This window comes from Acinetobacter bereziniae LMG 1003 = CIP 70.12 (assembly GCF_000368925.1).
GTDB lineage: Bacteria > Pseudomonadota > Gammaproteobacteria > Pseudomonadales > Moraxellaceae > Acinetobacter > Acinetobacter bereziniae.
This window is the reverse complement of sequence record NZ_KB849755.1, coordinates 366,700-382,424: the sequence shown is the minus strand read 5'-3', so window position 1 is coordinate 382,424 and position 15,725 is coordinate 366,700. Positions and strand designations below refer to the sequence as shown.

At 38.9% G+C, this 15,725-nt stretch carries 14 protein-coding genes and 1 pseudogene; 8 read left to right on the top strand and 7 right to left on the bottom strand.

Annotated elements, in window-relative coordinates; genetic code table 11:
- Positions 1-32 precede the first annotated feature (32 nt).
- On the top strand, positions 33-818 hold the full coding sequence (locus F938_RS03660) for a M48 family metallopeptidase (RefSeq protein ID WP_004831159.1): 786 nt from the start codon (positions 33-35) through the stop codon (positions 816-818).
- A 113-nt stretch (positions 819-931) separates the two neighbouring features.
- Here the strand turns inward: F938_RS03660 and F938_RS03655 are convergent, their stop codons facing one another.
- Together F938_RS03655 and crp are read right to left on the bottom strand one after the other, a co-directional pair.
- Positions 932-1,981: an NADP(H)-dependent aldo-keto reductase gene (locus F938_RS03655; protein ID WP_004831158.1), complete on the bottom strand. Its 1,050-nt coding sequence runs from the start codon at positions 1,979-1,981 to the stop codon at positions 932-934.
- 320 nt (positions 1,982-2,301) lie between these two features.
- Positions 2,302-3,012: a cAMP-activated global transcriptional regulator CRP gene (gene crp, locus F938_RS03650; RefSeq protein ID WP_004831157.1), complete on the bottom strand. Its 711-nt coding sequence runs from the start codon at positions 3,010-3,012 to the stop codon at positions 2,302-2,304.
- A gap of 151 nt (positions 3,013-3,163) precedes the next feature.
- Here crp and F938_RS03645 point away from each other — a divergent pair, with 151 nt between their 5' ends.
- Positions 3,164-3,586 carry an OsmC family protein gene (locus F938_RS03645; RefSeq protein ID WP_004831156.1) on the top strand — a complete coding sequence of 141 codons (423 nt, stop codon included), beginning with the start codon at positions 3,164-3,166 and terminating at the stop codon, positions 3,584-3,586.
- A gap of 179 nt (positions 3,587-3,765) precedes the next feature.
- On the opposite strand, the gene F938_RS03640 is transcribed toward F938_RS03645, so the two are convergent.
- The 4 genes from F938_RS03640 to F938_RS03625 all read right to left on the bottom strand — a co-directional run bounded on the left by F938_RS03640 (position 3,766) and on the right by F938_RS03625 (position 8,658).
- Positions 3,766-4,569 (bottom strand): peptidoglycan DD-metalloendopeptidase family protein, encoded by an 804-nt coding sequence (locus F938_RS03640; RefSeq protein ID WP_010591505.1) that lies wholly within the window; start codon positions 4,567-4,569, stop codon positions 3,766-3,768.
- A gap of 596 nt (positions 4,570-5,165) precedes the next feature.
- Positions 5,166-7,115 carry a family 2A encapsulin nanocompartment cargo protein cysteine desulfurase gene (locus F938_RS03635; RefSeq protein WP_005029479.1) on the bottom strand — a complete coding sequence of 650 codons (1,950 nt, stop codon included), beginning with the start codon at positions 7,113-7,115 and terminating at the stop codon, positions 5,166-5,168.
- Entirely contained in the window at positions 7,090-8,022 is a 933-nt protein-coding gene (locus F938_RS03630; RefSeq protein WP_005029477.1) for a family 2A encapsulin nanocompartment shell protein, read from the bottom strand. The genes F938_RS03635 and F938_RS03630 overlap by 26 nt, the downstream gene beginning before the upstream one ends.
- A gap of 147 nt (positions 8,023-8,169) precedes the next feature.
- Positions 8,170-8,658, bottom strand: coding sequence for a rhodanese-like domain-containing protein (locus F938_RS03625; protein ID WP_004831152.1), 489 nt, complete (start codon positions 8,656-8,658; stop codon positions 8,170-8,172).
- A gap of 273 nt (positions 8,659-8,931) precedes the next feature.
- Here F938_RS03625 and epsC point away from each other — a divergent pair, with 273 nt between their 5' ends.
- Positions 8,932-9,840, top strand: a complete 909-nt coding sequence (gene epsC, locus F938_RS03620; RefSeq protein WP_005029475.1) for a serine O-acetyltransferase EpsC — start codon at positions 8,932-8,934, stop codon at positions 9,838-9,840.
- A 454-nt stretch (positions 9,841-10,294) separates the two neighbouring features.
- On the opposite strand, the gene F938_RS03615 is transcribed toward epsC, so the two are convergent.
- Positions 10,295-11,440 (bottom strand): hypothetical protein, encoded by a 1,146-nt coding sequence (locus F938_RS03615; RefSeq protein ID WP_005029472.1) that lies wholly within the window; start codon positions 11,438-11,440, stop codon positions 10,295-10,297.
- Positions 11,441-11,703: 263 nt separating this feature from the next.
- Here F938_RS03615 and clpB point away from each other — a divergent pair, with 263 nt between their 5' ends.
- The 5 genes and pseudogenes from clpB (at position 11,704) to F938_RS03595 (ending at position 15,715) form a co-directional block, all read left to right on the top strand.
- Entirely contained in the window at positions 11,704-14,283 is a 2,580-nt protein-coding gene (gene clpB / locus F938_RS03610; protein ID WP_005029470.1) for an ATP-dependent chaperone ClpB, read from the top strand.
- Positions 14,284-14,376: 93 nt separating this feature from the next.
- Entirely contained in the window at positions 14,377-14,676 is a 300-nt protein-coding gene (locus F938_RS03605) for an SEL1-like repeat protein (RefSeq protein ID WP_005029469.1), read from the top strand.
- A gap of 39 nt (positions 14,677-14,715) precedes the next feature.
- Positions 14,716-14,907: pseudogene (locus F938_RS24860) on the top strand (tetratricopeptide repeat protein); the annotation flags it as partial.
- On the top strand, positions 14,893-15,096 hold the full coding sequence (locus tag F938_RS24855) for an SEL1-like repeat protein (RefSeq protein ID WP_227567119.1): 204 nt from the start codon (positions 14,893-14,895) through the stop codon (positions 15,094-15,096). The pseudogene F938_RS24860 and the gene F938_RS24855, both read left to right, overlap by 15 nt.
- A 154-nt stretch (positions 15,097-15,250) precedes the next feature.
- Positions 15,251-15,715 carry a hypothetical protein gene (locus tag F938_RS03595; RefSeq protein ID WP_005029465.1) on the top strand — a complete coding sequence of 155 codons (465 nt, stop codon included), beginning with the start codon at positions 15,251-15,253 and terminating at the stop codon, positions 15,713-15,715.
- Positions 15,716-15,725: the final 10 nt, after the last annotated feature.

Below are 15,725 nucleotides of genomic sequence, written 5' to 3'. Positions count from 1 at the left end.
GTTTTTATTTGTTCTCTATGGAGTTGATTATAATGAACAATAAATTAATACTTAGTCTTTGCGCTGCGACTGCGATTTCAATTTCTGGATGTACAACCATTGCGGATATGGCAGGTGCAGACTCTGCAACATTGAATTCAAATGCGACGCTGGGTTTTAACAAAACTGTGCAAGAAGCACGTGCAAATAAAACTTTAGACACAACTTCTGCAACATATAAAAAGGTAAATGCGGCATTTATTCGCTTAAAACCTTATGCAGATCAGATGAACCAAACAGGACAACGATTTGATTGGCAGTTGGCTGTGCTTAAGTCAGATCAGATCAATGCTTATGTTGCACCAGGTGGAAAAGTTGTTTTCTATACGGGCATTGTTAACCGACTCAATTTATCTGAGGCTGAAGTGGCTGCTGTTATGGGACATGAAATGACCCATGCTTTAGAAGAGCATTCAAAACAGAAGTTAGGAGCGCAAGCCTTAACCAATCTTGCCGTAAATATTGGTAAATCTTATGCAGGTAGCCAAATTGGTGAACTAGGCAATGCTGCAATTGATTTGGGCAGTCAAGTGGGTGTAGGTTTACCTTATTCACGTAGCTTGGAAAGCCGTGCGGATGAAGGCGGTTTAATGATGATGGCAAAGGCAGGCTATAACCCTCAAGCAGCAATTACTTTATGGGAAAAAATGGCCAAACAAGGTGGTGCTCAAGGTTCTGCTTTGCTTTCTACACATCCATCTGATGCAAACCGTATCAATGCAATGAAAAAGAATCTTGCAGCTGCGATGGCAGTATACAACGCACGCGGTGGAAAATAAGCGTTTGGGACTACAACAGTTTAATAAGTTAAAAGGATGCCTAGGCATCCTTTTTTAGTTTCTGAATCAGTAACGCGAATGGAGTGGCTATGTACATTAAAACCTGAGTCAAACTAAGGTGCTGGATTAGGTTGTTGTTTATGGATATCTTCGATTTCCGTTAAGATTTCTTCAGACAGATGAAGCTCGAAAGCATGAATATTTTCTTTGAGCTGTGAAAGTTGTGTTGCACCAATAATGGTGCTGCTCACAAAGAATTGCTGTTTAATAAATGCCAATGCCAATTGGGTTAGACTTAAACCGTGTTTTTCAGCAAGTCGCGCATATTGTTCTGTTGCCCAATCACTTTGAGGATTGGTATAACGGCTAAAACGCGAAAATAAACTAATACGACCATCGGCAGGTCGTGCACCATGACGATATTTTCCTGTTAGGTAGCCAAATGCAAGTGGTGAATAAGCCAGTAAACCAACACTTTCAAACTGTGCAATTTCAGACATACCGACTTCATAGGTGCGATTTAACAAGCTATATGGGTTTTGTACACTGACAATTTTTTCTAATCCCAATTGCTCTGCGAGATGTAAAAATTTTAAGGTGCCCCATGGCGTTTCATTGGACAAGCCAATATGGCGAATACGTCCTTTTTTAACTTCATTTGAAAGCGCTTCTAATGTTTCTGCAAGTGGGGTAATGTTTTGAGTCAATGCCGCTTGCTGGTTGCCATAGCCTAAGGTACCGAAGAAGTTTGCAGGTCGCTGTGGCCAATGTAGTTGGTAGAGGTCAATATAATCGGTTTGTAAGCGTTTTAATGAACCATCAATCGCTGAACTAATTTCTGAAGCGATAAATTTTGTATGCCCATCACGGATTTGACTACCGCCTTGCTGTGGTCCAGCGATTTTTGTAGCAATGATGAGTTTGTCGCGTTGACCATTTTGAGCAATCCAATTGCCTATAATGGTTTCTGTTGAACCTTGAGTTTCAGGTTTGGGTGGAACAGGATACATTTCGGCTGTGTCCCAAAAATGAATATTTTGATCAAGTGCATAGGCGAGTTGTTCAAATGCTTCATTCTGAGTATTTTGTTCACCAAAAGTCATGGTTCCTAAACAAATTTCAGGTACCACCAAATCAGAATGACCTAAGCGATTTGATTTCATGTCAGATCCTTTAATGAGAGTTCAATATCTAATGAGAATAATAACGTAAATAAAATTTGATAAGCTGTTGAAATTATTTTTCTAATGACCAAAAGAAGATGAATTTATCTAAAAAATGTATAAGAAAGTATTTATCTTTATCCAATTCACTATTTAAACAGCACAAAGGGAAGATGGACAAAAACTGTAGAGTTTAGACTTAAAAAGCAAACTCGAAAGTTTGCTTTTAAACAATATAAAGATGGTGTTATTTTGAGAATTTTGATATTTATCAAAGCCAAAAATTGGTGATGTTTACTTCTCAAATCAACTTTTAAATTTTATTCATCATCATTGTTATATTCATCTTCAGAGAATTTAGACTCTTCTAAAGACGCATCAAAAATTAAAATTGCTTTACCATCAGTCTCGATCATACCTTGCTCTTCAAGCGTTTTTAATACACGCCCTACCATTTCACGTGAGCAACCTACGATGCGACCAATTTCTTGACGAGTAATACGAATCTGACGACCATTTGGTAAAATCATCGCTTCAGGTTGCGCAGAAAGATCAATCAAGCAACGTGCAATACGACCAGAGACATCAATAAATGCAAGGTCAGTTACTTTACGTGTTGTATTCTTTAAGCGACGAACAAGTTGTGCAAATACTGCATAACTTAAGTCAGGGTATTGTTTACTGATTTCGTGGAAATTGTCATATGAAATCTCTGCGATTTCACATACGTCACGAGTTCTGACTTCGGCTGTACGTTGTGGGTTTTGCTCAAATAAACCCATTTCTCCGAAAAAATCCCCAGGGTTCAAATAGGCAACAACGATTTCACGCTCATCATCTTCGCGTAAAATAATTGAAACTGAACCTTTTAAAATTAAATACAGTGATTTTGACTCTGAACCTGCATCAATGATTGTTGAGCGTTTAGGAAAACGATTGATGTGGGCTCTCTTGAGCAAAGCTTTGACTGACTCAGGTAATTGACCAGGTGACAAAGCATCTGTACTAAGTTGTGCAAAATTAGAAGACATGCTTAAAAATTCCGAATTGGATAATAACTAGATCTTTTGATCTAAATTGAACTCGTCACGTAGAAGCAGTAGAGATGAAATTCCTTATCAACTCATTTTATGCTAGTGTACAGGTACCCTGTAAATTTATAGCTTTTTTTAGGTAGTTGCAATGCAAACTAGCGTTCATTGGTTAGAGAATGTTGCTTTTCAAGCAAATTCAGAAAGTGGTCACCAAATTATTATGGATGGTTCTGCTGAATACGGTGGTGAAAACCGTGGACCACGTCCTATGGAATTGATATTAATGGGACTTGGTGGGTGTGCTTCATTTGATATTGTGACCATTTTAAAGAAATCGAGACAAAATGTAACGGATGTTGTTTGTCAGCTCAAGGCTGAACGTGCAGATACCATTCCAGCAGTATTTACTAAAATACATCTACATTTTGTCGTGACAGGGCATGATGTAAAAGATAAGCAAGTTGCCAAAGCTGTTGAATTATCAGCTGAAAAATATTGTTCGGCGAGTAAAATGTTGTCTGATGGCGGTGTTGAAATCACCCACGATTATGAAATTATCGCTGCTGAATAGCAAAATAAATCTAAAAAAAGCCAATAGTTTTATTGGCTTTTTTTTATTTTTTAGTATTTATAAAACGTGACTAGTGGAGTCAAAATTAAATAAAATAAATTATTACAAAATGTGTATTTTCTCCAAAAAAGCTATTTTTAGTGAGGAAATGACTTAATTTTGCGATCTATTTGAGCAAATTAGTGGCTTAGAAAAAGCTGTGGATCAACACGTGCATTGTTGAGACTCATTCCCCAATGTAAATGTGGTCCTGTTACTCGTCCTGTTTTACCCACCAAACCAAGCAAATCACCTTGTTGTAATATTTGTCCTTTCTCAACATTTATTTTACTTAGGTGACAGAACATACTAATTAAACCTTGTCCATGATCAATCATGACAGTATTGCCATTAAAGAAATAGTTGCCCGTTGCAACCACTTTTCCTGCCGCGGGTGCAATAACTTTTTGTCCAATTGGAGCAGGTATATCTAATCCAGAATGGGGTGCGCGTTCTTCGCCATTGAAAAAACGTTTGCGACCGAATGAATTGCTAAATTTACCTGCAGTTGGTCGGATGAAATTTGGGAAATCTTTCCATTGGGCTGGGCTAAATGTGGTATAGACGTCATTTTGCTCTTTGGCTTCTTGGCTATATCGATCAAGCTGTTGTTGATTTGGATTAACGTAATCCTGGTTTTTTACATTAAGCCGTTGCTCAGCATACTTATAGGGTTGCACCTCAATATTGATTGGACCATTTGAGCTTTGCAGTTCTAGGTTGCCAACCTGAGCAGAAAGTGGAATACCAAATACAATATGATTCACCGAATTGGTCCCATCAACAACCAATACGGGCTTGCCTTGATAACTCACATTCAACACTGTTTTGGGCACAGTAATCACCGCAATACCACCAGCTCGACGTGAGTCTTGAGGTAGCGCAAAGCTTTGAGTTGTGATCATTAGGCTGCTTAAAATGAGGATTTTTTTGATTGAAAACATAATGCTGATACAAGATTTAATTTTTAGACAGTATCTGAGATTGTCCTAGCAAGCTCAAGCCCATGATTGTTAAATTATCAGCACTCCTGTTGATCGTTTAAACGCTTAGCATTTGTGCTTGCGAGTATTTAAATCGACCAATTTTTAAATTGATCAAGCGCTTTCGAGTACAGTTTATAGGTTGGATTGGAGGGAGAATGAATTTGATATATTTTTACGATCACATGCTAATGATCTAGCATGTGATTCATTAGGGGCTGTGGACAATTCGTCTATGTTTGCGACTAGGTGTGTTTTTTAGGCGATTCTAGGCGCGAAATACGAAATTTAGTCATTCTAAATGATGAGAAACACTGTTTCGCAAGGGAACGACGAAGCGACAAAAAACACGCTAGCCCCCGCTACGCCTTGCGCTGCAAACAAAGCAGTGCTTTGTTCTTGCTCAGGGTTGTGGTTAAAATTATCTCAGGCTACGTTATGAAACTTAAAAATAGTCTCGCTATTCTCTTAATTTCATGCCTTGCCTGCTCAATTTTAACCTACAACGCAAGCCATTTATGAAATGTCCACTGACCCTAAAAGAACTGTCTGGATATTCATTGATTTGCAAATGCAGACCGATAAAGTTTAGCTCGTCTTAATTGGTGCAATACTGAAACCAATACATCTATTTCTTCAGTGGTGTTATAGAACGCAAGTGAAGGGCGCACAGTCCGTTCGACACCAAAACGGCGTAAAATTGGTTGTGCGCAATGATGTCCCGTTCGTACAGCAATTCCATGCTGATTTAAAACTTTCCCCACTTCTTCAGTTTCATAACCTGCAAGGGTAAAAGACATCACACTGGCTTTGTTTAAGGCAGTACCAATTAAACGTAAACCAGAAACACTTTGAAGTGCATGTTGACCGTACTCCAGCAAATCATGCTCATAGCGTGCGATATTGTGGATACCGATTCTTTCTATATATTCCAAAGCAGCACCTAAGCCAACAGCATCAGCGATGTTTCCAGTACCAGCTTCAAATTTATTTGGCGCAGGCTGATAGATCACATGTTCAAAAGTGACATCCTGAATCATATTACCGCCACCTTCCCAAACGGGCATGCTGTCGAGTAATTCTGATTTGGCATAAACAGCGCCGATCCCTGTAGGTCCAAAAACTTTGTGCCCAGAGAATACAAAGAAGTCAGCGTCTAAGCTACTCACATTGGTTGGAACATGAGAAACCGATTGCGCGCCATCAATTAAGACCCGTACACCAGCAGCATGTGCTAAAGCGATAATTTCTTGAGTTGGTGTCACCGTACCAAGTGCATTGGATACTTGAGTGATTGAAACAAGCTTGGTCTTTGGATTGAGGAGTTTGAAAAATTCATCAATCTGAATCTGACCCGTATCATCGACAGGGATTACCCGCAGCTTAGCGCCAGTTTCTTGAGTCAGTTGGTACCAGGGGACAATATTGGCATGATGTTCCAAATGCGAGACAATGATTTCATCTCCCGCTTGAATATTTTGTTTTCCCCATGATTTTGCAATTAAATTAATCCCTTCGGTTGTGCCTCGGACAAAAACAATATTTTTAGCAGAAGCTGCACCGATAAAGCGAGCAACCACATCACGTGCATGTTCATAGGCATCACTGGCACGTGCTGCGAGTTCGTGTGCAGCACGGTGAATATTCGAATTTTCATGCTGGTAAAAATAAGAAATTCGATCAATAACTGCCTGTGGTTTATGGGTGGTTGCTGCATTATCCAACCAGATCAAAGGCTGACCATTGACACGCTCTTGCAAAATTGGAAAGTCTTTTCGAATTTGCAGAATATCCAATGGCTGATAATTTTGACTCTGAGTGGGTATTTGCTTATCTGAATGTGGACGAACAGACTTAATTGTGGGTGATTGAAGAAAGTAATAGCCTGATTCAGTCGTCGCAGGTTTGTCATTACGATCTTCTATCGTGCTTTTTAGATGATGATCATTTGTCACATGATAATCATCAAAGGCATAGGGATTTTTAATTCCTTTTGTTTGGCTGATGTTGTGTTGTAGATTTTCAGCATCAACACTTTCATTTTGAGCGAAATCCAAAAAATAAAAAGCGGATTGTGATGGTGTTGCGGATGTTGCTAGCGGAGTAGAGGGGAGTGCAGACGTTGAATTTAAGGCTAAATTCCAATCAGGTGTGACCGTGAATGGGTCTGGCGTATGCGCTCCTCCAATAATTGGCGCCGAAGATAGAATGCGACGTTCAGGATGATCTGTCGTAGGTTCTACATAATGTTGCGTAGATTTCGGATTTAAATGAGCTTGTTGCACAATAGCAGGGATACGACCTGATAAAGCTGCTATTGGATCTTTTGGCTGTGGTGTATGGCTCTGCCCGAGCACTTGATCAGGCAGCTCAAAATTCAAAGCTTGTTTTTTTTGCTGTGGTAATGCCGCAAACAATTCATTTGCCAACTGGGTAATCACAGATTCATGGATTGGTGCATCTTGTGTTGCAGCAGATGAATTATTTGTAGGTTGTTGGATAGTCATGGTATTTATCTACCTCCACATCTTCAAGTACAGCAAGCGCATCATCTGTAAGCACAGCAAGTGAGCAATATAACGAAATTAAATATGAAGCAATGGCATTGCGATTGATGCCCATAAAGCGGACTGAAAGTCCTGGTGCTTGTTCACCCGCAAGACCAGGTTGGAATAGTCCGACGACACCTTGACGTTTTTCTCCAACACGTAACAGGATGATTTTGGTTTTGCCGTCTTCCACTGGGATTTTATTGGAAGGAATTAACGGAATACCACGCCATGTAATAAATTGAGAACCAAACAAGCTGACAGTCGGTGGTGGTACGCCACGGCGAGTACATTCACGACCAAATGCAGCAATTGCATCAGGATGCGCCAAGAAAAAACCTGATTCTTTCCAAACCTTGCGTAATAGGTCATCCAAATCATCGGGTGTTGGGGCGCCTGTCAAGGTTGAAAGGCGTTGTTGATCAGCAACACTCGCCAATAGCCCGTATTCAGGGTTATTGATCAATTCACTTTCTTGGCGCTCTTTAATCGTTTCTATAGTCAGGCGTAATTGTTCTTTAATTTGATCGTGAGGGCTACTGTATAAGTCTGAAACACGGGTATGAATATCGAGTACGGTTGAAACCCCATTTAAAAAATATTCACGAGGATTAAGCTCATAATCCACAAAGGTTTGTGGAAGTGTCGCTTCATCACGTTGGGTGCAGGCAACTTGAATATCATCTGTATTGCTGACTTTGTTGACTCGGTAAATACCAGCTTCTACAGGTGTCCATTGTAATAAATGCGTCAGCCATCGTGGCGTAATTGTTGAAAGTTGAGGAACGGTTTTGGTTGCATTTGCCAGTTGGCGAGCAGCCTGATCATTGAGTGCTTGGCGTGTGACTTCTTGGTTCTTAGCCATGTTTTAATCCTTGGTGATATGAATTGATGGTTGATTACAATTTGTTTAAGGTGTCTATTGTTATCATCTCCAGTAAAATCAGAGTGCTGTTATGAATGCTTCATATTTTGAATCTTTTAAAATATGTATAAGGAATAACTTCGAAAGCTATTCTTGGCGCCAAGGCAATCCATGAAAGCGCCAACCGTTGAATACCCCGCGATGATTGTTTTCATCCAAGTCACCTTCAAAGCCTTGTTCAATGTTATAAATATTTTCAAAACCAGCATTGAAAGCGACATTGGCTGCCGCTGCGGAACGTTTACCACTACGGCACAGTAAAAGAATGATTTTATCTTTGCCCACTTTGCTTTCGAGTTCTTTGGCAAAACGCGGATTACGGTTTAATGCAGTTCCTGTAGCCCAGGGGATGTGAATGGTACCTTCAACAAAACCGACAAATTTTCGTTCTTCATTGGTGCGAACATCGACAATTTCGACATGACCAGCTTGATACAATGCCCAAGCTTCGTGCGGTAAAATCGTACCTGTAAACTCTAAATAATGGTCTTCAACACGTTGTTGCGCTTGTTCAAAAATCTTTTCAATTTGTGCTTGAGTTAATTCGTTAAAATGTTGTTGGTTTAAACTGGTCATTTCAATTGCCTTTCTTCTGACTTAAATTTGTATTTAAGCTTTGATGTATCAGATGTATTGATAACAACTATAAACATTTTGTATATTCTATAAATTAATAAAAAATGGATTACTTATTCTTATTTTGAAATAAAGATTGAATTATTTTTTACAGATATGCTTATATGAATTATGTTTATCTACCATATTGTGAATAAAATAGTATTTAGATGAATAATAAAATTTCATGTGAGGTTTTTTAGATCATGGAACGTCTTTTAGGTAGGTAAACATATGATCCAATGGAATATCCAAAATATTGTGGATGAGTTACAAGAAGCTCGGAATGAATGGCGTACCCAACGTAAAAGTCTCAAAGACTTTGGAGGGAGGGAATTACCGTCAAAAGACGAAATTAAGAAGATCATGAATGACCTATGTGGCATTTTATTCCCTATGCGTTTAGGTCCACATGATTTACGACAACAAAGTGAAAATTTTTATATTGCACATACACTTGAAAAAACTTTGCATTCCTTACTTGAGCAAGTCAAACTCAATTTAACCTATGATTATAAATATAAAAAACATAATGAAAATGCAGACGTCATTGACGTGCTGGCGCAAAGTATTGTCAGTGAATTTGCGCAAAAACTGCCTGATATACGCCGTATTTTGGATACAGATGTGATAGCGGCATATGATGGTGATCCTGCGGCACGTAGTGTGGATGAGGTGTTGTTATGTTATCCGGGAATTTTGGCAATCATTTATCATCGTGTTGCCCACGAATTTTATAAAAAAGATTTATCTCTATTGGCACGTTTAATTGCTGAGATTGCACATTCAAAAACAGGAATCGACATTCATCCAGGCGCACAAATTGAACAAGGTTTCTTCATCGATCATGGTACAGGTGTGGTGATTGGAGAAACGTGTATTATTGGAAAAAATGTCCGAATTTATCAAGCAGTCACTTTGGGTGCTAAGCGTTTTGAAGTCGATGATAGTGGACGTCTACAAAAGGAATATGCACGTCATCCAATTGTTGAAGACAATGTGGTGATTTATGCAGGTGCGACCATTCTTGGACGTATCACGATCGGTCAAGGCGCTGTGATTGGTGGCAACGTGTGGATTACTCAAAGTGTTGCTGCAAATAGTGCGGTTTCGCAGAGTTCGGCAACCAAGACAGAAGTATAGCCAATCTCATCGTATTCATGATGATCTTGATTGAGATTCTATAGTTCAACCCTGATTATCGATACAAGTGATTCGATTTAAATCATTCATATTCAATAAGCTTGATGCTTTTATACAAATTATTAGTTATTACAAACTTTTGGAGAATGACTTTTTTGCATTTTTGAATCACCGATGTTCTTTCTATTGTGAGGCGACATGGATGTTGCCATGTTGAGCGAGTGTATATGAGCAAAAACAAAGCACTGCTTTGTTTGCAGCACAAGAATGCTATTCAAGAAAGAATGGATAAACAAAGAGAAGTTACTTACGCAGATCTATTTAAACTTTTGATATAAAGCGTGGCAATGACAGCTTTAAATGATTCAACAATATATTCATTGCATTGATTTTATTGATCACAAGAAATTATATTTTTACTGTATGCGCTTTTTAAGCGGATTGACTATATTTGCTAAGACAAAGGAATAATGTAATAAGTTTGAGCATTGATCACGATGAGATCATTTCTAACGCGATAAATCTGTGCTGCTTCAAGCGGCAGTTTAAACTGTATTGTTTTGCCATGTTGCTGAATTTCAAATACATCATATCCAATCGGTGTAAACCAAAAAATATAGTGATTTCCTGAGCCTTGGACATCATCAATACTTTGATATTTTAGGTATTTATCGTTTGAAATTATTGGTTTAGGGGCTGTCTTACATTCAGGTAGCTCAATCGAATGTTCTAATTTTGGAAGAAATCTGGAAAAATCTTGACTAAAAATATAGTTTTTTGAGGTTTTTATGAGTTGTGTTTCTTCATCAATCACTTGATAACACTCGGCTTGCTGCTGTTGTAAGTATTGTTTTAACTTTGCAATCATCGCTAAATTAAATGGTTCTGCAGGTTGAACTCGATAATTATTGGGTGAAAAGTTACGTTGTGGTTGTTCAGGCTGAGTTCTAAAAATATCTATTATATTTTGAATAAAAGATTGTTCCTGCTGTTTTTGTTCTTGTTTGACTTTCTCGGCTTCTTTTTCTGAGACATATTGAGGGTCGAAATAAACGATGATGTCATGTTCTGAAACTTTTTTTTGATAAGTTTTTTCCTGTACCATTTGCTCCAATAGTGCATAAGCAAATTGATCATAAGAAAAGGTACTTAGTTGAGTAAAAGTTTGGGTCTGCGCATTGAAAAGATAAGCTTGAGTGGGCGACTGATAATCGGCTTGAAAAATTCTTATAGTCACTAAAAATTGATTTTGACCTAAATATTCAATTTGTTGGATCAACTGCCGGGGTGAAGACGAGACAAAATATGCCGGAAGCTGTTGATGGGTACGTAAATCATAACTACAAATTTTTAAATCCCGTTTGGGTTGATTGACTCTTTCAAATATCGAACAATCATACACAATAAAATTTTCATTCAAAACTTTTAAGATCGTGTCAGCAGGCGATTTAAACCATTTAAATTCTAGATCTGATGTTTCAGGTGTTAATTCTTGAATATGTTTATGTGGAAATTTATCGCTGTTCGGCGATTGATAGCCACAAGCATTTAACATGCTTATAGTGAATAGTACCGACAATAATTTACTGAAATTCAACATTGTTGTTATTCTAAAAAAGTTCAATACTGCTTACTCTAAAGCATATTGTTGAAAATACAAACGCTTAAAGGTCATACGTAATATTTTTGCTTAAATTGACTTGAAAAAGATGAATTTAGCACAAATATTAATACTGAAATATATCCTGACTATTTTAATAAGCTTTTGAAAAATATATAAATTAATTTTTAAATATAGTTGAAATCTACAAAACCGTTCCCATCTATTATTCAAGTACAAATTTGTTGTGAGGAATAACAAGAATGCGATTTGAAAAATTTACGAACCGCTTACAGCAAGCTTTATCAGATGCACAATCTCAGGCAATGGGTAATGACAATACCGCCATTGAAGGTATTCATATACTTTCAGTGTTATTGGAAGAGCCTTCAAACTTGAGTCTGTTACAACAGGCTGGTGCAAATATCCCTGAGTTAAAAGCAAAGTTGCAGAAAGCGTTGGCGGATGCGCCAAAAATTGGAACACCGACTGGAGATATCAACCTCAATCCTGAGGCTGTTCGAGCATTAAATTTAGCAGACAGCTTTGCCCAAAAAGCAGGTGATGAGTTCTTATCTACAGATTGGGTCATCTTGGCATTGGCTGAAACAGGTGCAACCAAAACATTATTAACTGGCGTAGGTGTGACCACTGAAAAACTACGCAAAGCGATTGAAAATATTCGAGGGGGTGAACAAGTGATGGCAAATAACCATGAGGATCAACGAGATTCACTCAATAAATATACAATTGATCTGACTGCACGTGCTGCAGAAGGAAAACTTGACCCTGTGATTGGTCGTGATGAGGAAATTCGTCGTACCATTCAAGTATTGTCACGTCGTACCAAAAATAATCCAGTGCTTATTGGTGAACCAGGTGTGGGTAAAACTGCGATTGTCGAAGGTTTGGCGCAACGTATTATCAATGGTGAAGTACCAGAAGGTTTAAAAGGGAAACGTGTCTTGTCCTTAGACCTGGGTTCATTATTGGCTGGTGCGAAATATCGTGGTGAGTTTGAAGAGCGTTTAAAAGCTGTTTTAAAAGATCTCGCAAAATTTGATGGTGAAATCATCTTGTTCATCGATGAGTTACATACGCTCGTGGGTGCAGGTAAAGGTGATGGTGCAATGGATGCAGGGAATATGTTAAAACCTGCATTGGCTCGTGGGGAGTTGCGTTGTGTAGGTGCAACGACTTTAGATGAGTATCGTCAATTTATTGAAAAAGATGCTGCGCTTGAACGTCGTTTCCAAAAAGTATTGGTAGATGAACCAAGTGTGGAAGATACCATCGCAATTTTACGTGGTTTAAAAGATAAATATGCGACCCATCATGGGGTGCAAATTCTTGACTCCGCGATTATTGCTGCAGCGAAAATGTCGCATCGCTATATTACAGATCGTCAATTGCCAGACAAAGCGATTGATTTGATTGATGAGGCTGCATCACGAATCAAAATGGAAATTGACTCTAAGCCAGAAGCACTAGATCGTCTAGACCGTCGTTTAATCCAGTTGAAGATGCAATTGGAAGCGGTTAAGAAGGATGCGGATTCAGTCAGTAAGGCTGAAGTTGAGCATTTGGAAAAACAAATTGCTGAAGTTCAGAAAGAATACAGTGATTTGGAAGAAGTTTGGATTGCAGAAAAACGTTTGGTTGATGGCACTAATCAGGCGCAAATTGAACTTGATAAAGCTCGCACAGCGTTTGAAAAAGCGCAACGTGAAGGTGACTTGGCTGAAGCAAGCCGTTTGCAATATGGTGTGATTCCAGAGTTGCAAAAACGCTTGAATGAAGAAGAAGTTGCGGAAGTGAATGAAGAGCCAAAACTGATTCGTACCAAAGTGACTGAAAACGAAATTGCAGAAGTTGTCAGTGCTGCAACTGGTATACCAGTGTCCAAAATGCTACAAGGTGAACGTGAGAAACTGCTTCATATGGAAGACTTCTTGCATAACCGTGTCGTTGGTCAGGATGAGGCTGTTGTGGCAGTCGCAAATGCGGTGCGCCGTTCACGTGCCGGTCTTTCCGATCCGAATCGCCCAAGTGGGTCATTCTTGTTCCTTGGACCGACAGGTGTGGGTAAAACCGAGCTTACCAAAGCTTTAGGCAACTTTTTATTTGACAGTGATGATGCGATCATTCGAATTGACATGTCAGAATTTATGGAAAAGCATTCGGTCAGTCGTTTAGTTGGTGCGCCTCCAGGCTATGTCGGATACGAAGAAGGCGGTGTATTGACTGAAGCTGTACGTCGTAAGCCATATAGCGTGGTGTTGTTTGATGAAGTGGAAAAAGCACATCCAGATGTATTTAACATCTTATTGCAGGTGCTTGATGATGGGCGTTTGACAGATTCTCAAGGTCGTGTGATCGACTTTAAGAATACGGTTATCGTGATGACGTCTAACTTAGGTTCAAGTGATGTTCGTGAGTTGGGTGAAGGTGCAAGCGATGAAGATGTTCGAGCAACAGTGATGAATGCCGTTTCTCAGCATTTCCGTCCAGAGTTCATCAATCGTATAGATGAATTGGTGGTGTTCCACTCATTGAAAAAATCGCAGATTCGAGGCATTGCGGATATTCAATTAGATCGTTTACGCGCACGTTTAGCTGAACGTGATATTCGTTTAAATGTTGATGATCAAGCGTTTGACATTCTGATCGATGCTGGTTTTGATCCTGTATATGGTGCGCGTCCACTCAAACGTGCAATCCAACAGCAGGTTGAGAACCCATTGGCGCAAAAAATCTTGTCAGGTGCATTTACAGCGGGTGATACCATCTTGATCAGTGCTGAAAATGGTGAGCTTGATTTTGGGAAATTAAAACTCAGCTAATCGAGTCATGTACCAAAGATAAAAAACCAACCGTTATAAGACGGTTGGTTTTTTTATGTTATAAGAAATCTATATATCAACGGCGAATATTCAATGAATAAAAAAATTTATATCCTATTATTTTCAATTTTATGTTTTAACCCTTTGGCACAAGCCTTACCTGAAAGAACATTTGAAGAAATGATCAAACGATCAGAACAGGGGGATCCAGAAGCAATGTATCAATATGCTGACTTTTTATTATATCGCGAAGATGAGGCATCCCAAAAAAACGGGGCAGCATTGATGCTAAAGTCGGCTCAAGGAGGGTTTTGGCTAGCATTTTCAGTTGTTGGTGATTTCTTTAAATATGGTTTTACGGTCAAGCAAGATCCTTCCAAAGCTGTAGAGTGATATAAAAAATCAGCAGAACAGAATGATCCAGCAGGACAGAATAATTTAGGGCTTGCTTACTATACTGGTGAGGGCATATCGCAAAATAAAGCCTTGGCTGCAAAATGGTATCAGAAATCTGCTGAACAAGGCGATGCCAATGCACAACGTAATCTTGCCCTCATGAATCTATATGGGGATGGAATAACAAAAAATGAAAAGCAAGCATTTCAATGGATGTTGAAATCTGCTGAGCAGGGCGATGAGGATGCTCAAAACAGTGTTGGGCAGATGTATCTGGAAGGTAAGGGTGTTGCTGCAAACGTAACGTTGGCAGTGCAATGGTTGAAGCGTTCTGAAGCACAAGGTAACCGTTATGCACACCAGCAGTTATGGGAAATGTGTAATGCAGGCAGAATTACAGCGGAATGTGTTGATTAGTTCTGTTTGAACCTATTTCAGCCAGTAAGCGGGCTTATTTAACAGATAAGCCTAATCTGTTTTACCTATTATCGGGTTTTCTGATCGTTTGATTGCAACATTTGTTAAAAATTGATAATTTTTAGACAGGAATAATAAGAAAGGGAAGTTGATCATGACGATCAAAATAAAGGAAAAATCTGATTATTTAAAGCTACTGACGATGTTGTTAATGGCACTGGGTTCGGCTGAGATATTGGCAAATCAATTGGATGACCAAGATCTTGCAGAACAGTCTGTAGGTGTAGTAAAGCTTTCGCCGATTATTATTCAAGCCGTTAAACAGGATGCTCAACAATCTGTAGATGAGCAAAAAGATTTACATCATAAGATCGCGCAACAACAAGCAGATGCAGCAAAAAAGGATGAAATATATTCTACTGTATTGACTGATTTTGAGTGGCAAAAAAAAGACCCTGATCCGAATAAACCGGGGGATAAATATATTACCCCTTTAGAAAAATATAAAATTATCGATATGGGATTTAACCCTTATCAACGCCACGATGTTCGTATCACAACACAAGATCGGGTGACCTTGTACATTGGTCATGAAGTTGACCCCGTGGCGTATAAATAGCGAGAAAAAA